Origin of the sequence: Thiohalorhabdus sp. Cl-TMA, from assembly GCF_041821045.1 — a bacterium.
GTDB classification, from domain to species: Bacteria; Pseudomonadota; Gammaproteobacteria; order Thiohalorhabdales; family Thiohalorhabdaceae; genus Thiohalorhabdus; species Thiohalorhabdus methylotropha.
This window is the reverse complement of the sequence record NZ_JBGUAW010000009.1, coordinates 18606-44607: the sequence shown is the minus strand read 5'-3', so window position 1 is coordinate 44607 and position 26002 is coordinate 18606. Positions and strand designations below refer to the sequence as shown.

The 26002-nt window shown below is 64.7% G+C and carries 22 protein-coding genes; 3 read left to right on the top strand and 19 right to left on the bottom strand.

Annotated features, from left to right (window positions below):
* Positions 1-233: 233 nt before the first annotated feature.
* Both ACERLL_RS13510 and ACERLL_RS13505 read left to right on the top strand, forming a co-directional pair.
* Complete coding sequence (locus ACERLL_RS13510) at positions 234-1121, top strand: sulfotransferase family protein (RefSeq protein ID WP_373656629.1); 888 nt, start codon at positions 234-236, stop codon at positions 1119-1121.
* Positions 1122-1312: 191 nt separating this feature from the next.
* On the top strand, positions 1313-1972 hold the full coding sequence (locus tag ACERLL_RS13505) for a protein-L-isoaspartate O-methyltransferase family protein (RefSeq protein ID WP_373656628.1): 660 nt from the start codon (positions 1313-1315) through the stop codon (positions 1970-1972).
* A gap of 574 nt (positions 1973-2546) precedes the next feature.
* On the opposite strand, the gene ACERLL_RS13500 is transcribed toward ACERLL_RS13505, so the two are convergent.
* The 10 genes from ACERLL_RS13500 to murJ all read right to left on the bottom strand — a co-directional run bounded on the left by ACERLL_RS13500 (position 2547) and on the right by murJ (position 16195).
* Positions 2547-3494, bottom strand: a complete 948-nt coding sequence (locus ACERLL_RS13500; protein WP_373656627.1) for a PilW family protein — start codon at positions 3492-3494, stop codon at positions 2547-2549.
* On the bottom strand, positions 3491-3988 hold the full coding sequence (locus ACERLL_RS13495; protein ID WP_373656626.1) for a type IV pilus modification PilV family protein: 498 nt from the start codon (positions 3986-3988) through the stop codon (positions 3491-3493). Before ACERLL_RS13495 ends, ACERLL_RS13500 begins: the two co-directional genes overlap by 4 nt.
* Positions 3981-4508 carry a pilus assembly FimT family protein gene (locus ACERLL_RS13490; protein ID WP_373656625.1) on the bottom strand — a complete coding sequence of 176 codons (528 nt, stop codon included), beginning with the start codon at positions 4506-4508 and terminating at the stop codon, positions 3981-3983. The genes ACERLL_RS13495 and ACERLL_RS13490 overlap by 8 nt, the downstream gene beginning before the upstream one ends.
* 1 nt (position 4509) lies before the next feature.
* Positions 4510-8493 (bottom strand): pilus assembly protein, encoded by a 3984-nt coding sequence (locus ACERLL_RS13485; RefSeq protein ID WP_373656624.1) that lies wholly within the window; start codon positions 8491-8493, stop codon positions 4510-4512.
* Positions 8493-8906, bottom strand: a complete 414-nt coding sequence (locus ACERLL_RS13480) for a hypothetical protein (RefSeq protein ID WP_373656623.1) — start codon at positions 8904-8906, stop codon at positions 8493-8495. The genes ACERLL_RS13485 and ACERLL_RS13480 overlap by 1 nt, the downstream gene beginning before the upstream one ends.
* 128 nt (positions 8907-9034) lie before the next feature.
* The gene (gene ispH / locus ACERLL_RS13475; protein WP_373656622.1) at positions 9035-9958 is read right to left on the bottom strand and encodes a 4-hydroxy-3-methylbut-2-enyl diphosphate reductase; all 924 of its coding nucleotides are present in this window, start codon (positions 9956-9958) and stop codon (positions 9035-9037) included.
* A gap of 43 nt (positions 9959-10001) precedes the next feature.
* A complete protein-coding gene (gene lspA / locus ACERLL_RS13470) occupies positions 10002-10490 on the bottom strand; it encodes a signal peptidase II (RefSeq protein WP_373656621.1) in 489 nt (162 codons plus the stop codon).
* 47 nt (positions 10491-10537) lie between these two features.
* On the bottom strand, positions 10538-13348 hold the full coding sequence (gene ileS, locus ACERLL_RS13465; RefSeq protein WP_373656620.1) for an isoleucine--tRNA ligase: 2811 nt from the start codon (positions 13346-13348) through the stop codon (positions 10538-10540).
* Positions 13349-13561: 213 nt separating this feature from the next.
* Positions 13562-14497 carry a bifunctional riboflavin kinase/FAD synthetase gene (locus ACERLL_RS13460; protein ID WP_373656619.1) on the bottom strand — a complete coding sequence of 312 codons (936 nt, stop codon included), beginning with the start codon at positions 14495-14497 and terminating at the stop codon, positions 13562-13564.
* A 123-nt stretch (positions 14498-14620) separates the two neighbouring features.
* Entirely contained in the window at positions 14621-16195 is a 1575-nt protein-coding gene (murJ, locus tag ACERLL_RS13455) for a murein biosynthesis integral membrane protein MurJ (protein ID WP_373656618.1), read from the bottom strand.
* 169 nt (positions 16196-16364) lie between these two features.
* Between murJ and rpsT the strand changes: the two genes are divergently transcribed.
* Positions 16365-16628, top strand: a complete 264-nt coding sequence (gene rpsT, locus ACERLL_RS13450) for a 30S ribosomal protein S20 (RefSeq protein WP_373656617.1) — start codon at positions 16365-16367, stop codon at positions 16626-16628.
* A gap of 144 nt (positions 16629-16772) precedes the next feature.
* Here rpsT and proB read toward each other — a convergent pair whose 3' ends face one another.
* The 9 genes from proB to ACERLL_RS13405 all read right to left on the bottom strand — a co-directional run bounded on the left by proB (position 16773) and on the right by ACERLL_RS13405 (position 25863).
* Positions 16773-17903: a glutamate 5-kinase gene (proB, locus tag ACERLL_RS13445; protein WP_373656616.1), complete on the bottom strand. Its 1131-nt coding sequence runs from the start codon at positions 17901-17903 to the stop codon at positions 16773-16775.
* On the bottom strand, positions 17884-18903 hold the full coding sequence (cgtA, locus tag ACERLL_RS13440; protein ID WP_373656615.1) for an Obg family GTPase CgtA: 1020 nt from the start codon (positions 18901-18903) through the stop codon (positions 17884-17886). The genes proB and cgtA overlap by 20 nt, the downstream gene beginning before the upstream one ends.
* Before the next feature lie 209 nt (positions 18904-19112).
* Entirely contained in the window at positions 19113-19370 is a 258-nt protein-coding gene (gene rpmA / locus ACERLL_RS13435) for a 50S ribosomal protein L27 (protein WP_054965631.1), read from the bottom strand.
* 47 nt (positions 19371-19417) lie between these two features.
* Positions 19418-19729: a 50S ribosomal protein L21 gene (gene rplU, locus ACERLL_RS13430; protein WP_373656614.1), complete on the bottom strand. Its 312-nt coding sequence runs from the start codon at positions 19727-19729 to the stop codon at positions 19418-19420.
* Between the two features lie 162 nt (positions 19730-19891).
* Positions 19892-20125 (bottom strand): formate dehydrogenase subunit delta, encoded by a 234-nt coding sequence (locus ACERLL_RS13425; RefSeq protein ID WP_373656613.1) that lies wholly within the window; start codon positions 20123-20125, stop codon positions 19892-19894.
* Positions 20118-20981, bottom strand: a complete 864-nt coding sequence (fdhD, locus tag ACERLL_RS13420; RefSeq protein WP_373656612.1) for a formate dehydrogenase accessory sulfurtransferase FdhD — start codon at positions 20979-20981, stop codon at positions 20118-20120. Before fdhD ends, ACERLL_RS13425 begins: the two co-directional genes overlap by 8 nt.
* Position 20982: 1 nt before the next feature.
* Positions 20983-23844, bottom strand: a complete 2862-nt coding sequence (gene fdhF / locus ACERLL_RS13415; RefSeq protein WP_373656611.1) for a formate dehydrogenase subunit alpha — start codon at positions 23842-23844, stop codon at positions 20983-20985.
* 22 nt (positions 23845-23866) lie between these two features.
* Complete coding sequence (locus ACERLL_RS13410) at positions 23867-25399, bottom strand: formate dehydrogenase beta subunit (RefSeq protein WP_373656610.1); 1533 nt, start codon at positions 25397-25399, stop codon at positions 23867-23869.
* Complete coding sequence (locus tag ACERLL_RS13405) at positions 25396-25863, bottom strand: NAD(P)H-dependent oxidoreductase subunit E (RefSeq protein ID WP_373656609.1); 468 nt, start codon at positions 25861-25863, stop codon at positions 25396-25398. The genes ACERLL_RS13410 and ACERLL_RS13405 overlap by 4 nt, the downstream gene beginning before the upstream one ends.
* Between the last annotated feature and the right edge of the window lie 139 nt (positions 25864-26002).

Genomic DNA, 26002 nt, shown 5'->3' with positions numbered 1-26002 from the left:
AGAAACGAACACCCCGCCATGCAATTCAATCTCGGAACGGCCACCTCCAGAACGAGGAGCATTGACAGAAAAAAGCTCCGGAAAGCAATGTTTATTTATGGCTCCAAGAAAATAAAAACAAGAATTCTCGGACTAATAATATGAAAAGTAATAACAAGGAAAAGCAAGTTACGTATCAAAAAAATGACCAGAAGCGGGATTGAAAGCTACATCAACCTGATCCAGGTAGAGTCATGACCCGATGGCCCAATACATTCATAGTAGGGGCGGCCAAAAGCGGCACCACCTCTCTGCACACCTACCTCGGGCAGCACCCCCAGGCCTTCATGTCTCCCGTGAAAGAACCACACTTCTTCTCGGGCTTCTCTCAACAGCTAGGGGGCTACGATATAGACCAGAAACAGCGTTATCGGGAGTACCTGGGACTGTTCGAAGGAACAGAGGGATTTCCCGTTGTCGGGGAGTCCTCGCCCTCGTACCTTTTTGATCCTTACGCTCCCCGGGAAATCCACGAAACGGTACCCGATGCCCGAATCGTGGTCCTTCTCCGCAATCCCGTAGAAAGAGCCTTCTCCCATTACATGATGGATGTCCGGAATGGGGTGCAGAATCTGACTTTCTATGAGGCCTTGCTGCAGGACTGGAATACGGAGTCCAGAGGCTGGTGGACCTCGAGCCTGTATATCGACCTGGGATTATATGCAACGCAATTATCCCGTTACCTCAACTATTTCGAACGTGAGCAGATCGGCGTTTTCCTATTCAGCGAGCTGCAAGCCAATCCCAGCAAGCTTGCCAAGGAGGTGGTTACGTTTCTTGGCTTGAGTCCCGGGCCGCTGGATGAGCTCGACCAGAGCCACGCCTATAACCCGTATATCGATCCACGCACCGAATGGGCCTGGAAGCTCCTGCGCTTCCGACCATTGCATCTGGCGCTTCGATCAGCCATCCCCCGCAAGGCCCGCTGGTGGCTGTGGAATAACGTCCTGCTAAAGCCGGGCACGAAGCCCGAGCCCGACCACCGGGCGCTGCAGTTCTTGAAAAACCTCTATGCACCTCAGATCGCGTCCCTGGAATCCATGCTCGGCCGCTCCCTGCCAGAGCTCCGCGCGGGATGGTGATCGCAACATATCGGCTCCTACGCCGATTCGCCGGACAGCACCTTGGACACGACGCGCGTTGACACTCTGTTCAAGGGAGTGGTTTAATCGCGAAGCTTTGCCGATTCCCCCGGACCCCATCCTCCGGAAGCGGACAGTTCCTTCAGCCGTAAAGCCGGTCCGGTTTTCCGCGCGCGAAAAGGTGCAAGTGAATGGACTTCGATAAGGCACGCCATAACATGATCGAGTCTCAGGTCCGTACCTGGGAGGTGCTGGATGACCGTATCCTCACCACCCTGGATCGGATACCCCGTCATGAATTCGTGCCGGAAGAGTCCCGGGAGTGGGCCTACATCGACTACCAGATTCCGCTCGGCATCGGAGAGTACATGCTCTCCCCGCTGGTGGAGGCCCGCCTGCTGCAGGAGCTGCGCCTGAATGCCGGTGACAAGGTGCTGGAAGTAGGCACCGGCAGCGGCTATGTGACGGCCCTGCTTGCCGAGCTGGCCGGTGAAGTATGGAGCGTGGAGGTGACTCCGGGCTTCAAGGTGGAGGCGGAGCAGCGTCTCGCGAGCCGCGAATATGACAACGTCCACGTGGAGGTGGGAGACGGCTCGAAGGGCTGGGAGCGCCAAGCGCCCTATGACGCCGTCCTGGTGACGGGCGCCATGCCCTACCTCCCCGACGACATCAAGGAACAGCTCAATATCGGGGGACGCCTGGTCTGCATCCTCGACAGTGATCCGCCGGTACAGGAGGCCTACCGCATCACCCGCCTCGGCGCTGATGCCTTCCGGGAGGACAGCCTGTTCGAGCTGGAAGGGATTCCCCACCTGCGCGGCGTGGAGAAGAAGAAGGAATTCGTCTTTTAGCGGGGCAGCTAATAGAAAGCGCGCAGAGTCGCCTGACGCTGACTGTGTACCTCGCCGTCAGGTCCCGTTACCCATACTGTAGCTTCCATCAGGCTCTCGCTATCTGCCGTTCCCTTTGACGTCCGGGCAAAGATCATCCCCCCGCTGGTTCCGGAAATGGCCCCTGCCGAGATTCGCCGGAGACAAGCCGCCACACTGAGCGTACCCCCCTGCGTATCTACCGTATATTCGATATCCGGATCGTCCTGCTCGCATGGCGCGGGTGCCCCCGCCGCGCTGGCACGGTCCAGCTGACCCCGAATGTAATCGCCGAAATCCTGGCGGCTGTTCCACTGCACTCCATATCCCGCGGGGGCGGACGGTTTGAAGTTGGGAACCGCTACCCGACTGATCAAGGAAGATAACTGTCCCATACCACTTTCTCCAGAGCCCCGGGCCGCCTGATAGCGCGTCTGGTCTACCGCTGATCGCGTACTATCGCTCACCAGCGTATACACCCCGGACATGAGCAGGGCCATGGACCCCAGGACCACCAAAACGGTGATCAGGGCAACTCCTCTCTCGTCCTGCATGGTCATGGCATGTTTTCCAAGGGGGCGCTCCATTCGACGATTTGCCAGCGGTACCGTTGCTGCGCCGAGCTCAAACTGATCGGTGTTCCGAGCTGCAGGTCGGGGTCGTCGTAATTCAAGGGACCGGGAGTGGGGGTCTGATTGCGGTAACCATGCCCCACCTGGATGATCATTCCCACCTTGATCACATCCGGAAAGTCGTCTTCGGGACCCGCCGGGGGAGAGGAGGGGTCCGAGGAGAAACCGATTCCCCCCGAACTGAGCTCGAAGCCGTACTGGAACCGTAGGTCCAGAACGCAATCAATGACCGAGACGGGTCCCATGCCATTGGGGGATGCGTCTTGGAATAGCAGGTTGCTGACGTTGCTGTCGGCGCAGCCGGCACCCGTCCCGCCGCCTCCTAGATAATAGGTACGCTCGTAATAATACCCGCTGGTCGTGGCGTTTGGTGCAGGGAAGAAAAGATTTCGCGGAGAAACAGTGACATTCTGGAGCTGGACGGTCTGGAGCAATTCCCGGTCGGGTGTCATGACCACACCCGGCTGCGTGCCGGCAATATTGCTACCCAGCCAATCGTTTGCGGTCAGGGTGCCTCCGCTCTCATAGAGCACGCCCTGAATCCCTGCCATTGCCCCCTGGCTATGCACCGCTGTGGACCGAAAAGTCAGGCTCTGGTTATCCCCGGTTACTGTTGCAGGTAGCTGCGGATCCGCTACCCCGAAGCCGATCTTCTGGAGATCGCTGCGCACCTGATCCAGTCCCAGCCGGGTATCGAAGCTGCGCTTGCTGAGTGTGGCCTGCTCGCCGCTCTCTGTCAGGAAGTTGATGAAGGTTCCAAAGACCGCGCCCAGGAAGATCCCCACCACCACCATGGCCACCAGCAGCTCCACCAGGGAGAATCCCCTGGATGTGCTCCGTGCGGAGACGGCCACCACTCGATACACGCTCATCGCTCCACCAACCGCTCTTCAGCCAACTGGCTCCCGGCCGGCCCGTCCCAGGTAATCCGCAAGCGCATCACCTGGCTCAGGGTGTTGCCGCCGGCATCCACGATTCCCACCACACCGTAGGAAACGGAGGCGGTCATGCCGACGCTGGGAGTGGACACCGGCGTGGAGAACCCGGACGCAGTGCCAAGATCCGTCAACGCGGACTCCGACATGCCATCCAGAAGGTCCCGGGCCTGCGAATAATTGGACGCGGTATTGCTGATATCGGTCCAGGGGGCCTGATCCACGCTCATCTGGCTCAAATGCGCAACCTGGGATTGCAGTATGCGCACCGCCTCATCCCGCTGAAGGCTGACACTGTTGGCACGGACCCAGGTAAACATGGTAGGGACAATCATGAGCGTTCCTATGGCGAAGATGGTCAGCGCCACCAGGGCTTCCATGAGGGTGAAGCCCCCTTCGCCGGTTTCCCGCACCCGCCGCAGCCTATTCACCGATCCGCCCCGTGGGAAGGAGCGTCACCACCTCGTTCTCTCCACCAGCCCCCAAGGTAACGCTCTGGTTGATATTGAAATTGCTGGCGGTCCCTGCCTTCCGGAAAAATACCCGGTCGTTGGGCAATGTGGTGGACAGGGTAACGGCCACCTCTCTCGCCAGGTCCGTGGTCCGGAGGGTCCGGATTTCTCCCGCATCCATGACCTGATCCCCCGGAGGCGATTCGCAGTAATATTGATGGTCCAGCGTGGCATTTCCCGGGTTGAACTGGACCCCGAACCAGAGCCTCTGGCAGGTATTGCCGTTGTAGGTCACTCGCCCCCAATAGAGTCCTTGCTGTACGGAGCTGGCCCGAGCGCGGGACAATGCGGCTTTCACCTGCATGAAAGCACTGCTCAACCCCTCCCGCTCCTGCCAGCCGGTATAGCTGGGCCAGGCGATGCCGGCCAAAATGGCGAAGATGGCCAGCCCCACCACCATCTCCATAAGGGTCATGCCCCCCTCCCCCCGAGAAGTCACCTCACGGCTCCCGGACAAAGAGAATCCCCGAACGCATCTGCTGCCCTTGCTGGCTGGTGCTGCTGACCTGCCCCGTACTGGTCTGGGTCAGGGCTTTCACTTCCCCTTCCCCCGAGCCCGGCATGGCAGCGAAGCCTTCTCCCAGGGGCGGCACCCCCTTGCCCAGGCTGATTCCGGCGGAAATCTCGTTGTTGCCCTCTGGGTTGAAGCCCTCTGAGCTAAGGAACACCGGACGAGCGGGCGGGGTGCCGGTACGGTAATCCACGGCGATGAACTGGCTCGTCCCCCCGAAGCCACAGATATCGGTATCGGGCGTGAATCCGAGGGCGTTCACCAGGCCGCTCTGCACCGTGGGCTGACTGAAGATCCGCATTTCCCCGGTAAGCGCCCTATACCAGCCCCCTTCGCTCTCGATACCGGCCCGGATTTTCTCGAAGGCGGTATCACCACTCCCGCTACAGGTAAGGGTACCTCCGCAGGTGCCACCGCTATAGCTCTCGCTATCGGTACCGGTCACCACCAGATCGGCTCCGGAGGGGCAGGAATAGGTTCCCCCGCTCTCCGTGGCCTCACCGAAGTAGGTCCCTCCGCAGCGGCATTCGTACTGGGAGGCCGTTCCGGTAACCTGGATCTCGTCCACCCGCACCAGGTCGTTTTCCACGGTAACCCCGGTTCCGCAGGTGGCGGAATCGGATACTCCGTCCCCCCAGCAGTCATCAATATAGCCGAACAGGTACTGGGGATCGGCGTTGTTCGTCTTGTCGTCGGGGCCGAGGAAACGTCCGGTTCCACCGTAGACCCACACGTTTCCGCGACTGTCCCGCGCCACACCCGGGGCGGCGAATACCGCACGCCCGCCGCCGCTGAAGCCGGCGGCCCGGCTCACCATCCAGTTAGCGGGATTCGCATTGTCCTGGGTATGCAGCCGATACAAGCTTCCCAGACCCGAGCCGGCGGCTCCATAGGTCCCGAAGTAGACACTGTCCGTGAGGTCGTCCTGGTCCGGATCCAGGGAAAGCGGCTCACCCACCGCGACGTCCGCATTGTTGCCGACATTGTTACCGTTCTTGAATTTCGCGGAGCTGGTTAGGTCGATCTCCCCTTCCTTGCCGCCGGTCCGGAGGTCATAAACGAACAGCTTGGGGGTGGCGGCGAAGCTGGTCGCCTCCGGATCCATGGGTCCGCTCCCCAGAACCAGATACCAATTGCCGTTATCGCCGTTATCGCTGGCCCGTCGCACCACGGATGGATAGGTCAGGGTCAGGGAGCTATCCGGAAGGCGCTGCTCCCAGAGGAAGGCGGGATCCTGCGGGTTGGTAATATCCAGCACGAACAGGGACGAGCTGCGCAGATCCCCTCCGCTCCCGTCTCCATCGATATCCCCGCAGCTGATTTCCTGGCCGCCGAAGCCCATGGTACCCACCAGAAGCGTGCGCCAATCGCTGCCGTCCGAGGGCTGACTGGTTCCGGATACATCCCCGTCAGCGGGTGCGCCGATGGCGGCGTCCACGAGCTGCACCCGGTAGTCCACGGTGGGCACCATGCACTTGGAGTCCATACGGTGGTACCAGCGCAGATAGGGGAGCGCGTTCTCCGGAATGAAAGCCCAGGCCTCCTCGCCTATGTTCGAGCCGTTCAATGTTGCCTGGGTACTGCCGCTGCCCTCGGTTACCTCTCCAGTGTAGAAGGCATGCAGCATTCCGTCGTTGGCGCCCACGAATACCATGGACTCGCGATCGGTTACCGCCGAGGAGTTGCTGAACGCATTGTAGGTCTCCTGACCATCGGCATACCGGGATACCGGCTGGTCCCGGAGCACCCTTGGCGTGGAGGTCACCACCGCCCCCAGCTTCCATACATCCTGCGCCGTCTCGCTGGAGGCGTTCTCCGCCTGTCGCAGCCGGAAGTCCGCAGTGTTGCCGTTCGGGTTGTCATAGCCACGCAGGTACTTGATCAGGTCCTCGGCACTATTCGGTGTTCCCCCAGCGCCGAGATCCCAATAGGGAGCCAACGCCGACGCCACCGCGGAAGTCGCATCGAAGCGGGTCATCCCTCTGGAGCTGTCGTAGGCACTGAGACTGGAATCCCCGCCGTTGTAGTTGAACCAGATATCCCGGTTGGGCGTATTGGAGCCCGTGTTGGCGTTGATGCCGTCGGTGGTATCGCCGGGATCCCGCGCGGCAAGCTCCTCGCCAACCTCCCAAAGGGGTGCCACATCCACGTTGGGCTTGGTGGTTACCGCGCTGGATCCCGCGTCGCAGGTGTCAGGCACGTTGTCGGAAGCGACGGAGCCGGACACGCTGCCGTCATCCGGAAACAACGTTGCCTTCACCTGCTGGTCTCCGGTATCGAAGAAGAACTGCAGGATCTTGTCCTCATCCAGGACAAGATCGTCGTTGGATCCGGCGTCATTCCGCAGATTGCCGACCGGATCCGTCCATAACGAGCGCAGATACCCTTTCCAGGATAGATTGTACGTACCGGCGCTGCCGGTCTCCGTGCTCTGAGGCAGGTAATAGGCCTGGAGCAGGGTCCCGCCGCTACGGGTCTGGGTGGAGATGGTGGCCACGGTGGAGCCGCTGGAAGCGCGCTCCAGGATCGCGGTGATGGCTTGTCGCAGCTTGCTCTCCAGCTCCGAACCGTCCTGCGCCTCGAAATAATTGTCCGGGTCGCCGTCGCCGTCCTCGTCCCATTCAGCACACCGGCTGTCGGAGTTCGCCGAGCCCAGGCTACAGCCCGAGTCGTCGTAATAGGGTACGCCGTCACCATCGAGGTCCTCGAAGCCCCCGGTCACAGCGGATTTTTTCAGCAGATCGCGGGCACTGGCGTCAGACCCGAAGGCGTAGAGGGGATACAGGATCAGATTCTGGTCGCCGGAGATCTCGTTATAGCCCGCCGAGGAGCTGCGGAAGTCGTTCACCCGGGCGTAAAAGCCCACGTCTTCAAGATATCCCGAATGGTCGATATCGCTGTCGTGGGTGGTGCCGGTGCTCGGATTGCTATTGTAGGAGTGAAGATCGGATGGCGTGTCCTCATCCGCCGTGGGCGCCCCATCGGTTACGTAAAGCACGAAGCTGTCCGCGCATGACGCATACTCGGGGGAGCCCCCGGAGCCGTAGTTCAGGGGATCGCTGTTGTCGTTCACCGAATAATCGCCCCCGCCGTACCGGGGGCCTTCCTGACTTCCGGCATTGATCGAGTCGGGCATTTCCCCCGGATCCCCGGTCTGGGCAAAATACCCGGAAAGCGACCAAAGCGCCTCGGCCAGGGGGGTATTTCCGCCAGGATCCCAGTTTTCGATGCCCGTATAGGTATCGGTGAGATTGCTCTTGGTGATATCCACCTTCACTTCGGCGCCGTCGGCGTTCTTGCCGAATACCGCCACGCCCCACCTGGCCTCGTTGGCCACATCCTGGATGATCCCGGAGGGGTTCTTGTTTTCCGAGGCATCGCTCGGTGTGAAGGTGTCCCCCTCCTCGGTAATGTAGGTATTGATGTCCTTGCCGCTGGAGATGCGCGGGCTCGTCTTTCCGCCCATGAGGGCCTTGCGGGCCACGTCGATCCGTTCCATCTCCAGATAATTCAGATAATTGCCGCTCTTCAGGTAGGAGTAGGAGCCGCTCACCCCGCAATCGGCGGCCGAGGGATTTTCCGGGAGATTGGATCCACTCAGGGAAGACCCGGTAACGAACTCGTAATCATCCTGCGTGTTGGTGCCATCGTTCGGTTCGGTATAGCAGGCATCGACGTCCGCGTATCCGTAGTAGGTCCGGCTCGAGTCATAGGCCGGGCCGTTGTTGTAGGCCATGTATTCCATGCTGCCCGAGCTGTCCAGCATCAGCATGATATTCGGCTTGACGGACGTGCCGATGGCCGGATTCTCGTAGCAATAATCGCTCATGCTCTGGGCAACGGCATGGACCGGCAGCCCGAGAACCGCCCCGGAGGCGCAACCGATAGCCAGCCGCTTCAGTACGGATCCCATTAATCCCCCCGTTCCCCTTGCGGGTCCGCTTCATATGGCAAAACGCGGATCACTTCGGCACGGCGCCCGACACCTTTAACCCGTACGCTGGCCGCATCGTCCAAATGCGCCGGATCATAGGGCCGGCGCCGGCCGGCTCCCTCTTCGGTCCGCTGGGCGGGGGCAAGCTCGACCATGGTCTCTCCATCCACCAGGAAGTGGGTACCGTCCACCACGATTGCATTGTCCGTGGCGCGCGAAACCGGGCCCTCCACCGTCAGGCCATGGGCCGTAAGCGCAAAAAACAGGAAAAACCCGCCTAGGAGGGAAAGTGGGAGAGAACGCGTCATGTATGCCCCCTTTATAGAGCGTTCGCCATGCGTTGAAGGACTCTGCCAGCCATTCACAGGACAGTCCAGGCCCTTGCAGATCATGACTAATCTCCTGATCTGCAAGAACCGGACCGTACTGTTTAGCTGGCTATTGGAGAGGGCTGCAATGTCCGGAAAAGGACAAAATGAGGCAGGCGGGGAGACTTTTTGTCGACAAAAACCGTCGGAAGCTAACTTCTCAATGCCACCGGAATCTGGAAATGCACCCCTTCCTCGGGACCCTCAAGGTCGCGTGGCTGGCCGCCGCCCAGGTTCTGTAGCCGGGTGATCACGCCCTGGACTAGGCTCTCGGGTGCCGAGGCACCCGCGGTCACACCGATGGTATCGCGGCCCTCCACCCATGCCGGATCGATGTCTTCCGCACTCTGGACCAAGTGCCCCGGGACACCGAGCCGGGAGGCCACCTCCACCAGGCGGTTGGAGTTAGAGCTGTTGGGCGCGCCAACCACGAGGATCAGCTCGGCCTGCTCGGCCAGCTTCTTAACAGCGTCCTGGCGGTTCTGGGTGGCGTAGCAGATGTCGTCGCCTCGCGGCCCGGTGATATTGGGGAAGCGCTCCTTCAGGGCCCGCACCACGCCAACGGTGTCGTCCACGGAGAGGGTGGTCTGGGTGACGTAGGCCAGGTTGTCCGGATCCGCCACGTCCAGCTTGGCGGCTTCCTCCTCCGTGGCGATCAGATGGATGCCGCCATCCACTTGTCCCATGGTGCCCTCTACCTCGGGGTGATTAGCGTGCCCGATGAGGACCACCTCGCGGCCCTCCTTGTGGTGCCGAACCACCTCGATATGCACCTTGGTTACCAACGGACAGGTGGCGTCGAAGACCTTGAGGTCGCGAGCCTTGGCCCGTTCGCGCACCTCCTGGGAAACCCCGTGCGCGCTGAAGATAGCCGTTTCCCCGGAGGGAATCTCGTCCACCTCCTCGACGAATACCGCCCCTTTCTCCCGCAGGTCGTCCACTACCTGACGATTATGGACCACCTCGTGCCGGACGTAGATCGGCGCGCCGAAGCTATCCAGAGCCCGCTCGACGATCTCGATGGCGCGGTCCACCCCCGCGCAGAAACCGCGGGGGTTGGCGAGCAGGATTTCCATGAACTATCTCCTCGGAGGTGCGACCTCCAATGGGTACGTTAACTTATCGGGCCCGGTCGCGGCGTACCGCCAGCTCCTCGCGGATCAGCACGCCCACCAGCACCATGGCGCCCAGGGTAATGCCCGAATCCGCCACGTTGAAGGCAGGGTAGTGGTACACCGATTTCCAATGGACATCGACGAAGTCCACCACGTAACCAAGCCAAACCCGGTCGATCAGATTGCCCACCGCGCCTCCGAGGATCAGCCCCAGGGCCAAACGGGTCCCCCACTCGGAGCGCCCCAGCCGGAACAGCCAGACCCCGAGCGCGATAATCACCCCGAAGGTCACTACCGCCAGCAACGGCACCTGCCATCCTCCGGCACCGTCCAGCATACCGAAGGCCACCCCCCGGTTGTGGGCATGCACCAGATTGAGGAAATCGGGAATCAGAATGATCCCCTCTCCCGGCGCCAGGGCCGCCTGAACGAGATTCTTGGTTACCTGATCAATCACTACAATGACAGCCGCCAGGACCCAAGGCCAAGCCATCCGAACCGCCTCTCGTTTTCGTATCCGGTTGCGGGAGATATGGCGACCTAGATGGCCTCCCGCTCCTCCCCGCCCCCGTCAATGTTGGCGACGCAACGGTCGCAAAGGTCGGGATGCTCGGCGTGCGTGCCCACCGTTTCCCGACGGTGCCAACAGCGTCCACACTTGGGCGCTTCACTGACCCGGGGGGTCAGCCGCAGCCCGGCCGGCTCCTCGACGGCGACCGCGTCCTTCGGGGCCTCCTCCGCGGAGCGCACCCGGGCCTCCGAGGTAAGCAGCATGAAGCGCAGCTCCGGCGCATAGGCGTCCAGCAGGACCTTGAGCTCCCCGTCGGCGAACAGATCCACCTCGGCATCCAGGGCGGAGCCGATGGTCTTGTCCGCCCGCATGGGCTCCAACACCCCGTCCACGGCGGTGCGGACCGCGCGCATGCGCGCCCAGCGCGTGCACAGGGTCTCCGGCTCCCTCACCTCCGGTAGCTCGTAATAGGTCTCCAGGAGCACGCTCTCGCTCCGTTCCCCGGCCATGTGCCGCCATATCTCCTCGGCGGTGAAAGACAGCACCGGCGCCAGCCAGCGCACCAGGGCCTCCAGGACATGGTGCATGGCGGTCTGCGCGGAGCGGCGGCCCCGGGATTCCGCGGGCATGGTGTAGAGCCGATCCTTGAGGATATCCAGGTAGAAGGAGGACAGGGTCTCCGCGCAGAACTGATGCACCCGGGTATAGACACGGTGAAAGGCATAGTCCTCGTAGGCGCGCGCCACGTCCCGCTGCACCTCAGCGGCCTCCGCCAGGATCCAGCGGTCCATCTCCAGCAGGTCATCGGTCTCCAGGGCGTCGCGCTCCGGCTCGAAGCCCGCCAGGTTGCCGAGGATGAAACGGGCGGTGTTGCGGATGCGGCGGTAGGCCCCGGCGAGCTGGTCCAGGATCTCGTCGGAGATGCGGATGTCGCCGCTGTAGTCCTGGGCGGAGACCCACAGGCGCAGGATGTCGGCGCCGAGGCGCTCCATGACGTCCTGCGGGGCCACCACGTTGCCCGCGGACTTGGACATCTTCTTGCCCTCGGCGTCCACGGTGAAGCCGTGGGTGAGCACGCCCTTGTACGGGGCGCGGCCGCGGGTCAGCACCGACTCGATCAGGGAGGACTGGAACCAGCCGCGGTGCTGGTCGGATCCTTCCAGATAGAGGTCGGCCGGGGATTGCAGGTCGTCGCGCTTCTCCAGAACGGCTGCATGGGAAACCCCGGAGTCGAACCAGACGTCGAGGATGTCTTCCACCTTGTGGAAGCTGCCACCCCCGCAGTGGGCGCAGGCTCGGTCCGGGGCCACCACCTCGGCGAGATCCATGTCGAACCAGGCGTCTACCCCCCTGGCTTCCACGGCCTCCGCCACCGCCTCCATGACCGCGGGGTCCTCCACGGGCTCGCCGCAGCCGTCGCAGGCCACCAGGGTAAGCGGCACGCCCCACAGGCGCTGGCGGCTGATGCACCAGTCCGGACGGTTCTCCACCATGCCATGGATGCGGTGCTCGCCGCTCGCCGGGACCCACTCGGTTTCTCCGATGGCGGCGAGGGCCCGGCCGCGCAGGTCGTTCTCCGAAAGGCTGATGAACCACTGGGGAGTGGCGCGGAACAGAACCGGGATCTTGTGGCGCCAACAGTGCGGGTAGCTGTGGGCCAGATCTTCCCTGTGGACCAGCATGCCGCGCTCTTCCAGCAGTGCCACCACGTTCTTGTTGGCCTTCAGGGCCTCCTGGCCGGCGAAGTGGGGGGTGTCCTCCTTGAAACGGCCTGCCTCATCCACCCGGGTATCCACGGGCAGGTCGTAGCGCAGCCCCACCTGGTAGTCGTCCTGGCCGTGACCAGGGGCGGTATGGACGCAGCCCGTGCCCGCCTCGATGGTCACGTGCTCGCCGAGAATCAGCGGAACCGCACGGTCCTCCAGGAAGGGGTGGTACAGGCGAACGCCTTCCAGGTCGCGACCCCGGCAGCGGGCCACAACCTCGGGCTCGCCGAGGCCCCAGCGCTCGGCCACATCGGCGGCCAGCTCCTGGGCCACCAGGTAGCGGCGGTCGCCGCCCTCGATGACCACATATTCCAGGTCCGGATGCACCGCCACCGCGCGGTTGGCGGGCAGTGTCCAGGGTGTGGTGGTCCAGATCACCGCGGCCACGTTATCGCCCGCGCCCGGGCAGGCGGCCTCCAGGCCTTCGGCCGCGGGGAAGGCAACGTCGATGGCCGGATCGCTGCGGTCGTGGTACTCCACCTCCGCCTCGGCCAGGGCGGAGCCGCACTGTACGCACCAATGCACCGGCTTGGCGCCACGGTAGATGTTGCCCGCCTCCAGCACCTTGCCCAGCTCGCGGACGATCTGCGCCTCGTAGGCGTAGTCCATGGTGACGTAGGGGGCTTCCCATTCCCCGGCCACGCCAAGGCGCTTGAACTCGTCGCGCTGGACGTCGATGTAGGTCTGGGCGTACTCCCGGCAGCGGCGCCGGAACTCGGCGGCGGAGACCTGCTCCCCGGCCTCCGCCAGCTGCTCCTCCACCTTCTGCTCGATGGGCAGGCCGTGGCAGTCCCAGCCCGGCACGTAAGGGGCGTCGAAGCCCGCCAGGTGGCGCGACTTGCAGATGACGTCCTTGAGAACCTTGTTCACCGCGTGGCCGATGTGAATGTGGCCGTTGGCGTAGGGCGGTCCGTCGTGGAGGATGAACTTGGGCCGGCCCCTGGCCGCATCGCGAACCTTGCGGTAGGTGTCGTTCTCCTCCCAGCGGGCGAGCTGCTCCGGCTCCCGCTTGGGCAGGCCGGCGCGCATAGGGAATTCGGTCTTGGGGAGGTTCAGCGTCTCTTTATAGCTCATGGTCGCTGCCGGGTTCGGAGGCGATTGGGAACGGTGCTCATCGGCCCGGCGGCGGGGACTGCATGGCGCGCACCAATGGCACGCGGCGGCGGCACGGGCACCCGCCGGCGGAACCTTCCGCCGGGAGCCTGTCCGGGCCGCCGCGGAGCCGGCAACCTACGCCGCTTGGCCGAAAGGGGCCAATGGTATCATTTCAGACGGGATTCGTCGGGCCTATTCCAGGGGTAGGCCAAAATGCTCGCGGCTTTCCCGGACGTCGGCGTCGATCTGGGCCTTGAGGCTGTCCAGATCCGGGAAATTCCACTCCTCCCGCAGGAAGCGCTCGAACACCAGCTCCACCCGAGCGCCGTACAGGTCACCTTGGAAATCCAGCAGGTGGGCCTCCACCCGCACGTCGATTCCCTTTATGGCGGGTCGTGTCCCCACACTCACCGCCGCCGGATGCCCGTGCAGCCCCCCGCCGTGAATCCGCCCGGCGAACACCCCTTCCACGGGCAGCCGGCGATGGTGCATATGGAGGTTCAGAGTGGGAAAGCCCAGATCGCGGCCGATCTGGTCGCCGTGGATCACCCGGCCGCACAGGCTGTAGGGCCGCCCGAGCAGGCGCGCGGCCTCGTCCAGATCTCCTTCGGCCAGCGCCTTCCGGATTGCCGTGGACCCAACGGCCCGGCCATCCTCCCGGTACTCCGGGATCTCCTCGGCGGCGAAGCCGCGCTGCCCGCCGTGCCGACGCAGATCGGCGATGGAGCCCTTGGCACCCTTGCCGAAGACGAAGTCGTGCCCCACCACCACGTGGCGGACCCCCAGTCCATCCACCAGCACCCGGTCCATGAAGGCCTCGGGCTTCAGGGAGGCCAGGGCCCGGTTGAAGGGCAGGACCAGCACCCGGTCCACGCCATGCTCGCGCAGTACCGCCACCTTGCCGCGCAGGTCGGTGAGTCGGGCCGGTGCCTGCTCCGGAGCGAAGAACTCCTTGGAATGGGGCTCGAAGGTGACCACACAGGCGGGCACTCCCAGGGCATCCGCCCGCTCCCTGGCCCGATCCAGCAGGCGCGCATGCCCCCGATGCACACCATCGAAATTGCCGATGGTAGCCACGCAGCGGCGATGATGCGGCTTGAGGCTTTGGGTACCGCGAATCAACTCCATGATTCGGCCTTCAACCCATCCGGTTCCATGAATAGGGCCTGTCGATCTCCAACCTACCAGACCCCGAGCGGGGACGGCTCGACAGCGGGACGCGTCGGCCCCGGTACGGACAAACGGACAACCTTATCGCCCGCCCCTACCACCGTCAAAAAGGCGCACCGCGAGCAGACGCGGCACCCGGCGCACGCCGTCCACGTTCAGGAGCCAGGCGGCGACCAGGTAGGTCAGCCCGGTAATGCCCACCACCAGGAATAGATTCAGGGCGCGCATCCAGGCGCTCGCCCGGTCCCACACCTCCTGGGGAGGCGTCACCAGCCAGGCGGTCAGCGCCATGACCGCCACCGATAGCGTCACCTTGCCCAGATGCAGCGCCCAGCCTGGCTCGGGCCGAAACAGTCCGCGCGCCATCAATACCCGCAGCAGCAGCCCCGCGTTCAGGAAAGAAGCTAGGCTGGTGGCCAAGGCGAGTCCCGCATGGGCCAAGGGGCCTATGAGCGCGAGGTTGAGCAGGATATTCGCCGTCAGCGCCCATACGGCCACCCGCACCGGTGTTCGGGTATCCTGCTGGGCGTAATAGGCTGGCGCCAGAACCTTCACGCCGATGAAGCCCACCAGCCCTGCGGCGTAGGCCGCCAGCGCCTGGTAGGTGCGTACGGTCGCGTGGGCTCCGAACTCTCCATACTGGAACAGCGTGGCGATAATAGGATACCCCAGCAGCACCAGCCCCGCCGTAGCCGGGATACCGATGGTTAGGATGGTCCGCAGGGCCTGATCCAGGGTGGTCGCGTACTCCTGACTGCGGCCGTTGCTCACCAGCCTGGAAAGGGTGGGAAGGATCGCCGTTCCCAGCGCGATACCGAACAGCCCCAGGGGGAACTGCACCAGCCGGTCCGCGTAGTAGAGGTAGGAGACGCTGCCGCCCGCCAGCAGGGAGGCCAGGATGGTATCGATGAGGATACTGATCTGAGCCACGCTCACCGACAGCATACTCGGCCCCATTAGCCGCACGATCCGGCGCACCCCGGCATGCCCTGGACGGAAGCGCGGCCACAGGGCCATGCCGATCCGGCGCAGGAACGGCCACTGGAACAGAAACTGCAAAACCCCGCCCGCCAGCACTCCCCAGGCCAGGGCCGTAATGGGCTGCGCGAAATAGGGAGCCGCCACCGCCGCCGCCACGATCATTGCCACGTTCAGGAGCACCGGGGTGAAGGCGGGGGCGGCGAATCGGCTGAAGGTGTTGAGGACCCCGCCCGCCAGGGCCACCAGCGAGATGAAGAAGAGATAAGGGAAGGTTATCCGCAGGAGGTCCGCGGTGAGCGCGAGCTTCTCGGGCTGGTCCCCGAACCCGGGAGCCAGGACCCAAACCAGGTAGGGCGCCCCAAGGACGCCCAGCAGCGTCACCCCGGCAACCACCGTGGCCAGGACTCCGGAAACCGCCGCCAGCAGCCCGCGCAGCTCGTGCTCGCTCCGGTGCTCCCGGTATTCGGTGAAGATCGGCACGAAGGCGGTGGCGAAGGCCCCTTCGCCGAACATGCGGCGGAAGAAGTTGGGCAGTTTGAAGGCGACGAAGAAGGCATCGGTGGCCATCCCCGCTCCGAATACCCGCGCCAGCACCATGTCCCGGACGAAGCCGAGGATGCGGGAGATCAGCGTCATGGATCCGATGGTCGCCGTGGAACGGAACAAGCCGGCCAAGGGGGCCTCCGGAGTGCCTGCGGTGGTTGGTCATGGCCCGACCCGTGCGGAGCTTTCCAGGCTTTGACACGGGCACGCAAAGCAAGGGATAATACGCGTTTCCCCGAACCCGGGGAAAGATTGATCGACGACCCAGCGAATACCGAAGGCCCGACAGGAGGAAGCGAGCGTGGCGAATACGCCCCAAGCCCGCAAGCGCGTGCGCCAGAACGAAGAGCGCCGGCAGCGCAACCAGCATCACAAGTCCCGCATGCGTACCGCCATCAAGAAGGTGGAAAAGGCCGTCGCCAACGGCGACAAGCAGACCGCCGAGGCCAATCTCGCCCCGGCCGTGTCCATTATCGACAACATCGCCGGCAAGGGCGTTATCCACCGCAACGCCGCCGCCCGCACCGTCAGCCGGCTGACCCGCAAGGTTCAGCAGCTCTCCTAACGCAGGCACGGGTACGCTGGGGCCCTCCCGTCCGCCCTTACCCGGGCGGCATGGGAAGGACCCCACCGGGTCGCCGGCCTTGTGCGTCCTGCCGCGCCGGTCCCGCCGGGCGTCGATCCGTCCGGCGATGCGGACCGCCTTTCTCTATACCGTGGCGAGATCGTCGCGGTGGATCAGCTCCTCCGTATCCAGATAACCGAGCACCTCGCTGATCCGCGAGGAGGCCACGCCCTTGATCCGGCGCACCTCGTGGGCCGGGTAGTTCACCAGTCCCCGGCACACCTCCCGCCCCTGCGGGTCCACGCAGGAAACCACCTCGCCCCGCCGGAAGTCGCCTTCCACGGCCGTCACTCCCACGGGTAGCAGGGAGCGCCCCTCCTCCCGGATCACCCGGGCCGCCCCCGCGTCCACATGCAATCGGCCGTGGACTTGTAGCTGGTTGGCCAGCCACTGCTTGCGCGCCGCCAGCACGTCCCGCCCCGGGTGGAGGAAGGTTCCCAGCTGCTGGCCCCGCCGGAGCCGCAGGATGCCGTCCTCCTCATAGCCCGAGGCGATCACGGTGGCGGTTCCGGAGCCGGCGGCCCGCCGCGCCGCGAGGATCTTGGTACGCATGCCGCCCGTGCCCACGGCGCTGCCCGCGCCACCCGCGACGCGGAGCATTGCCGGGTCGCTCGCCTCGCCTTCCCGGATCAGAGATGCATGCGGATCCACGCGCGGATCAGCCTCGAACACGCCCTCGGAATCCGTGAGGATCACCAGCAGATCGGCCTCCACCAGATTGGCCACCAGCGCGGCCAGGGTATCGTTGTCTCCGAAGCGGATCTCCTCGGTAACCACCGTGTCGTTTTCGTTGACGATGGGGATAACCCCCAGCTCCAGGAGGGTGCGGAGGGTATTGCGGGCATTCAGATATCGGCGGCGATCCGACAGATCGTCATGGGTGAGGAGGACCTGCGCGCTCAGTAGCCCGTGGCTGGCCAAACGGTCCTCGTAGGCCTCCACCAGGCCGCTCTGCCCCACCGCGGCCGCGGCCTGAAGGTCATGGATGGCGGAGGGCCGCTCGCGCCAGCCAAGCCGGCCCATGCCGGCGGCAACAGCGCCGGAGCTGACGAGGATGGGCTCCACCTCCTCTCCCGCGAGCTCGGCGAGCTGGCGCACCCACTCGCCGATGGCGTCCAGGGCCAAGCCGCCCCCCGTCCGGGTAAGCAGGCTGCTGCCCACCTTCACCACCCAGCGCCGCGCCGCCCGTTGGCAGTCACTCCGATTCGCGTTCACCCTCGAGCTCGCTCATGATGTCGGTTACCAGTCGCCGCAGCCCGATATCGGCTTCCGCCGAGATCCCGTACACCGGACCCGGCCAGCCCAGCTCCTCTGCGAGCAGATCCAGCCAGTCTTGGCGCTCCGTCTCGGGGACGAGATCCATCTTATTCGCCACCAGCCACCGCTGGCGACCCAGCAGCTCCGGGTCGTACTTCTCCAGCTCGCGCTCCACCCGCCGCACATTGGCGGCCGGATCCGAACCGTCTGGCGGGGCCAGGTCCACCACGTGCAGAAGCAGCTTGTTCCGGGCGAGCTGGCGCAGGAACCGCGTACCCAGGCCGGCACCCTCCGCGGCCCCCTCGATAAGGCCCGGGATGTCGGCGATCACGAAGCTACGCTCGGGATCCACCCGGACCACACCCAGCACGGGCTGCAGGGTGGTGAAGGGGTAATCGGCGACCCGTGGACGCGCCGCGGACACCGCCCGCACCAGGGAGGATTTCCCGGCGTTGGGCAGGCCCACCAGACCCACGTGCGCCAGGAGGCGCAGCTCCAGGCGCAGTGCATATCGCTCACCGGAGCTCCCCTCGGTGCTCTGGCGCGGAGTGCGGTTGGTACTGCTCTTGAAATGGACATTCCCGAGCCCGCCGCGCCCCCCCTTGGCCACCACCAGCCGCTGGCCGTCACTGACGATGTCCCCCACCAGCTCGCCGGTCTCCTCGTTGAAGACCTGGGTGCCCACCGGCACCGGGAGCATACATTCCGAGCCGGACCGCCCCGTGCGCTGCTGCCCGGCGCCGTCGGTGCCCCGCTCCGCCCGGTAATTCTTTTGGTAGCGGAAATCCACCAGGGTAGCCAGCGATTCGTCCCCCACCAGGACCACATCGCCGCCATTGCCGCCGTCTCCGCCATCCGGCCCCCCCCTGGGGACGAACTTCTCCCGGCGGAAATGGACCACCCCGTGGCCGCCATCGCCCGCCTGGACACGGATATTGGCCTCATCGACAAAATGCATGGATCAGCTCCCAGGGAACCTGCGGCAGCAGCCGGGCTAACGCCTACGACTTTTCCGGACGGGAACACCGTGCCTGGCGGGCCTATCGGGCCCGCACGGCAATGGCGCGCAGTACGCGGCGCCCCAAAACGACAGCGGCCCCGCCACCGAATAGCCCGAGGCCGATTTCGGTGGCGGGGCCGCCGGGTCCCGTTGCGGGACGCGAGCGTCTAGTGGTTGACGACGCTCACGTACTTGCGCTGCTTGGGGCCCTTCCGCTCGAACACCACGCGGCCGTCGGCCTTGGCGAACAGGGTATCGTCATTGCCCCGGCCCACGTTGGCACCCGGATGGAACCGGGTTCCGCGCTGCCGGACCAGGATGTTGCCGGCCTTAACGGCCTGACCGCCGGAGCGCTTCAAGCCCAAGCGTTTCGATTCGGAATCGCGACCGTTGCGGGTACTCCCGCCTGCCTTCTTATGCGCCATGCCTCACACTCCGTTTTGCTCTACCGAACCACGGGGCCCGTATACCGTCAGGACTGGATGCCGGTGATTTCCAGCTCGGTGTAGTCCTGCCGGTGGCCCTGGCGCTTGGTGTAGCCCTTGCGCCGCTTCTTCTTGAAAATACGGATCTTCTCGCCCCGGCCGTGCTCCTTGATGGTGGCCTTGACGCTGCCGCCGTCCACCACGGGCTGGCCCACCTTGACGTCACTGCCGTCCGCCACCATCAGCACGCGGTCGATCGTGACATCGTTGCCCGGCTCACCATCCAGCTTCTCCACCCGAATGGTATCGCCCTGCTTTACCTTGTACTGTTTTCCACCCGTCTCGATGACCGCGAACATTGACCGTCTCTCCGTGCCGATGACATCTCTCGCGAAAGCCGAAAATTATACGTCCATCCGGGTATCGAAGTCAAAAGCGGCGGTCCGCTGGCAACCACTTTCCCCGGAAAAAAGGGCAGCCTCTGAGGGCTGCCCCTTCCATGCGGCGAGACCGGACCGGATTCAGCCCTGGACCTGCTCCCCGGCCGCTTCGGCCAGCTGGTCGGCGGCCCATTCCACCAGCGGGTGCATTCCCTCGCCCCCGCCCTTGCGGAAGGCGGCGAGCTCGGCACGCTTCTCGGAGGGCCAGAACTTCTGGATATGATCCAGAACGCCCTGCCGGGCGCGCTCTTTCGGGTACACCTCGAAATAGGCCGCGATCTGGTTCGCTTGGTGAACCATCTTCGTGTCATCCATCGGTTAAAGCCTCCGTCCCTTCTATCCGTTCGCTACCCGCGAGCACGATGAACGAATCCCCGCGGACCAGGGATACCAGGCTGATGTTGGCCTGCCGCGCCAGGCGGACAGCCAGGGCCGTCGGTGCCGAGATGGTACACAGCAGCCGGACCCCGAAGGCCGCAGCCTTCTGCACCAGCTCGTAGCTGCACCGGCTCGAGGTAACCATGAACCCGGATTCCGGAGTGATTCCGTCACGCATCAGCGCCCCGATCAGCTTGTCGAGGGCATTGTGCCGCCCCACGTCCTCCCGGGCCCGCAGCAGGTCTCCCCCCGCCTCGGCAAACGCGGCTACATGCATGGCACCGGTAACCGCATTGTAGGGCTGGTTGTCGCCGAGCTGCGCCATGGCCCGGGTGATGGCCACTCCGTCGAGCACGGGGCCATCAGGAACCCGTGCGATGGGCCGCACGGCCTCCCGCAGACTCTCCACGCCGCACAGCCCGCAGCTGCTGACGCCGGCGATCCGCCGCTCGCGGCGCATCTGCGCCGGCATGGCGCCGAGCAGGCGCACTTGCACCACCTGACCTTCCGGGCGGACGAACGTGTCCACGGAATCCACCTCGGCGACATCCCGAATGACGCCTTCGGTGTGCAGGAATCCGTAGGCGAAGTCGGTCAGATCCGCGGGCGAGCCGAGCATGACCGCATAGTTGTCGTCGTTGACCACCATGGCGATGGGCACTTCTTCCGGAAACGCCCGGCTATCGCTTTCGACTCCGTCTTCGGTCCATCGCCGGAACCCCAGCCGCCCCGCCACCCCGAAGGTGGAAGCCTCCTTCGGGGCCGGCTTATTGACGGGCTCTTGGAGTCGCACTTCAGGCCTCCTCGCCAGATTCCTCCGGCACACGCTCGCCGTCGATGCGCAGCTGGCGCTCCCGGGTATCGAGATAGCGCTTCTGCCATTCGGACAGGGTGTTGCACGGCCGCACCTCCACCGCCGTCACCTTGTACTCGGGGCATTCGGTGGCCCAGTCAGCGTACTCGGTGGTGATCACGTTGGTTGCGGTCTCGGGGAAGTGGAAGGTGGTATGCAGCACCCCCGGCATCACCCGCTCGCTCACCTTGGCGCGCAGGGTGGTCTCGCCCATGCGACTGGCCACGGCCACCAGGGTATCGTCGGCAATGCCACGCACCTCGGCGTCGGAGGGGTGGATCTCCAGGATATCTTCGCTGTGCCAGAGGCTATTGCCGGTGCGGCGCGTCTGCGCCCCCACGTTGTACTGGCTGAGGATCCGCCCGGTGGTGAGCAGCAGCGGGAATTTCCGGTTGGCCCGCTCATCCGAGGCCACATAAGGCGTCAGCATGAACTTCCCGCGGCCGCGCACGAAGTCGCCCACGTGCATGACCGGTGTGCCCTCCGGATGCTGCTCGTTGCACGGCCACTGCACGCTGCCCAGACGGTCCAGCTTGTCGAAGCTGACGCCGGTAAAGGTGGGCGTGGTGCGGGCGATCTCGTCCATGATCCCGCTGGGATCGGAATAATTCATGGGATAGCCCAGCGCCTGCGCCAAATCCTGGGTGATCTCCCAGTCGGCCTTCCCGGCGGGCGGCTCCGCCACCTTGCGCACGCGGTTGATGCGGCGCTCGGCGTTGGTGAAGGTACCCTCCTTTTCCAGGAAGGTGGAGCCGGGCAGAAAGACGTGCGCGTAGCTGGCGGTCTCGTTCAGGAACAGATCCTGGACGATCACGCACTCCATGGCGCTCAGACCGGAGGCGATGTGCTTGATATTGGGGTCGGACTGCAGGATGTCCTCGCCCTGCACGTAGAGCGCCTTGAAGGTGCCGTTGGTGGCGGCGTCGATCATGTTGGGGATGCGCATTCCCGGATCGCTGTCCAGGGAAACGCCCCACTCCTTCTCGTAGATGTCGCGCACGCCGGGATCGGAGATGTGGCGATAGCCCGGCAGCTCGTGCGGGAAGGAGCCCATGTCGCAGGAGCCCTGCACATTGTTCTGGCCGCGCAGGGGATTGACGCCCACGCCGTTGCGCCCGATGTTGCCCGTGGCCATGGCGAGGTTGGCCATACCCATCACCATGGTGGAGCCCTGGCTGTGCTCGGTAACGCCCAGGCCGTAGTAGATGGCCGCCTCGCCGCCGGTAGCGTACAGCCGGGCGGCCGCCCGGATGCTCTCGGCATCGACGCCGGTGATATCGGCAACGGCCTCGGGGCTATTCTCGGGCCGCAGGATGAACTCCTTCCACTCGGCGTACTCGTCCACCTCGCACCGTTCCTTGATGAACGCCTCGTCCTCGAGCCCCTCATCCAGCACCGTATGCGCCAGGGCGTTCACCAGCGGCACGTTGGTGCCGGGCTTGAGCTGCAGGTGGTAGTCGGCCTCGACGTGCGGCGTGCGGACCAGATCGATAGCGCGCGGGTCCACCACGATCAGCCGCGCCCCTTCCCGCAGCCGCCGTTTCATCTGGGAGCCGAACACGGGGTGGGCATCGGTTGGGTTGGCGCCGATCACCAGGATCACGTCCGAGGCCTCCACCGAGTCGAAACCCTGCGTGCCGGCGGAGGTGCCGAAGGCGGTCTTGAGACCGTAGCCCGTGGGGGAGTGGCAGACACGGGCGCAAGTGTCGACGTTGTTGGTGCCGAAAACCGCGCGCGCCAGCTTCTGGACCAGATAGGTCTCTTCGTTGGTACAGCGCGAGGAGGTGATGGCGCCCAGGGCACTGTGGCCGTGCGCATCGCTTATGGACTGGATGCGCTTGACGGCGAAGTCGTAGGCCTCCTCCCAGGTGACCTCGCGCCAGGGATCGGTGACCTTGTCGCGGATCATGGGTGCGGTGATGCGGTCGGGGTGATTGGTGTATCCCCAGGCGAAGCGGCCCTTTACGCATGAATGGCCGTGGTTGGCCTTGCCGTATTTGTAGGGAACCATGCGGACCACCTGGTCGTCCTTCAGCTCGGCCTGGAAGGAGCAGCCCACGCCGCAGTAGGCGCAGGTGGTGACCACCGACTCCTCCGGAACGCCCTGCTCGGCCACTTCCTTCTCCAGCAGGGCCTCCGTGGGGCAGGCTTGGACGCAGGCACCGCAGGAGACGCATTCGGAATTCAGGAAATCGTCCTGATCCGTGCCGGCGCTGATCATGGAGCCGAAGCCCCGGCCGTCCACCGTCAGGGCGAAGGTGCCCTGCACCTCGTTGCAGGCGCGCACGCAGCGCGAGCACACGATGCAGCGGGTGGGATCGAAGGCGAAGTAGGGGTTGGAGACGTCCACCTCGGCGTCCTGGTGGTTGCGGCCGCTGGGATAGCGGACCTCCTTGACGCCGAGCTTGTCGGCGACCTGGAGCAGCTCGTCGTCGCCGGAGCCCTCGCCGGTCACGCTCTCGCCCGGGTGGTCGGACAGGTACAGCTCCACCACGCCGCTTCGCAGCTGGTTCAGCTTTTCGCTCTGGGTACGCACCTGCATATCCTGCGCAGCCGGCAGGGTGCAGGAGGCGGGATAGCCGCCCTTGCCCTCGATCTCGACCATGCACAGCCGGCAGGAGCCGTAGGGCTCCAGGCTGTCGGAGGCGCAGAGCTTGGGAATATCGATGCCGGCCTCCATGGCCGCGCGCATCACCGAAGTACCCTCGGGCACGGTTACCGTCTGTCCGTCGATCTCCAGGGTGACCTGGCTCTCTGACTGGCGCGCCGGGGTTCCATAGTCGATCGGTTTTAGAGACGCCATGGCTATCTCCTATTGGATATCGCTAGACCGCGGCCGTCGTACGGGGCTCGAAGTCGTCGGGGAAATGATTGAGCGCGGATAGCACCGGATACGGCGCCATGCCGCCGTGCGCACAGAGCGAGCCCTCGATCATCGTTTCACAGAGCTCGCGGAGCAGGGCGATGTTGGCCTCCCGGTCGTCGTCGTCCGTGATGCGGTCGATGACCTCCTGGCCGCGGACCGAGCCGATGCGGCAAGGGGTGCATTTTCCGCAGGATTCGATGGAGCAGAACTCCAGCGCGAAGCGGGCCTGGGCGGCCATGTCCACGGTGTCGTCGAACACCACCACGCCGCCGTGGCCGATCATGCCGCCCGCCTCGCCGAACTCCTCGTAGGCCATGGGCGTGTCGAAACGCTCCACGGGCATATAGGCGCCGAGGGGGCCGCCCACCTGCACCGCCCTCGGGGGCCGTCCGCTGGCGCAGCCGCCGCCGAGGTCGTTGATCACGTGCCCGAGGGTGACGCCGAACGGGATCTCGTAGAGGCCGGGCCGGGCCACGTTGCCGCAGAGCTGAATGGTCAGCGTGCCGCGGGATTTGTTCATGCCCAGCGAGCTGTGGACCTCGGCGCCCTCGGCGAGAATGGTCGGAACCGTTCCCAGGGTGATTACGTTGTTCACCACCGTGGGCCGGCTGAGGAAGCCCTGAATGGCCGGCAGGGGCGGCTTGAACCGGATCATGCCGCGCTTGCCCTCGAGGCTCTCCAGCAGGGAGGTCTCCTCGCCGCAGATGTAGGCCCCGGCACCGATGCGCACCTCGATGTCAAAGGCCCTGCCGGATCCGAGCACGCTGTCCCCCAGCATGCCGTTGGTCCGGGCGCTCTCCAGGGCGCGCTCCAGCATCCGGTGCGCATCCGGGTATTCGGAGCGCAGGTAGATGTAGCCCTGCTCGGCCCCCACGGCGAGGCCCGCGATGGTCATGCCCTCCAGCAGCGCCAGGGGGTCGCCCTCCATGAGCATGCGGTCGGCGAAAGTCCCGCTGTCGCCCTCGTCGGCGTTGCAGACGATGTATTTGGGCGTGGCCTCCGCGTCGTGGACGGTCTGCCATTTGATGCCGGTGGGGAAGCCCGCGCCGCCCCGCCCGCGCAGGCCGGATTCCTTCACGGCGTCCACGATGGACTGGGGCTCCATGTCTAGGGCCTTGCGCAGGCCCTCGGTGCCGCCGTTGGCGACATAGTCCGCCCACTCGCCCGGGGCCACCACGCCTGTACGCCGCAGGGTGAGCCGGCGCTGCCCCTGGCTCTCCAGCAAGGCCTCGACGTCGCCGACACAGAGGGGATGTCCGGTATCACCGCTACGCAGAGCGTCCAGCAGTCCCGGGATATCCCCGGCGGTAACCGGACCGTAGCCGATGCGCTGGCCGTCCCGCTCCACCTCCACCATGGGCTCCAGCCAGTACAGGCCGCGGGAGCCGGTACGCTTAACCGTAATGGCCGGATCATTGCGGGTCAGGGCATCGGCTACCTCGTCGGCGCCGATGGAAACGGCCGTGCTGTCACAGGGAACGCAAACGTTCATGACGACGAACCTCCGCTGGCACCGGCGATCAGGGCGCTCACTTTTTCCGGGGTGAAACGGCCCAGCGTCCGCTCGTCCATCTGGACGGCCGGACCGCAGGGACAGTTGCCCAGGCAGTACACCGGCTCGACTTCCACCTGACAGTCCGGGTCGGCCGCCATGGCCTCGGCGGTGGCCCAGACCTCGCGCCCCCCGGCGGCCTGGCAGGCCTCCGCCCGGCAGACCTTCAGCATGTGCGGGCGCGGGGGCTCCTCCCGCAGATCGGGATAGAAGGTCACCACGCCGTAGACTTCGGCGCGGGTCAGGTTGAGATAGTGGGCGATCCGGCCGACCGCCTCGTTCGAAATATAGCCGTGACCTTCCTGCACCTCGTGCAGGATCGCCAACAACGGCCCCTCGCGCTGTTCATGGCGGGCGCAGATCGACTCGATCTCCAGCGCGTCGCCGGTCTCGTCCTTGCTCATGGGAATATGCTCAACCTTGTCATATGTATTTGCATTCATATGTTAAATGCTGCATATGTATCGGCAGCCAACCGCTATTATGCCCTTTCTTAAAATTAAATTTCAAACGCCAAAGTGGTTGTCAACAGGGCTACCCATT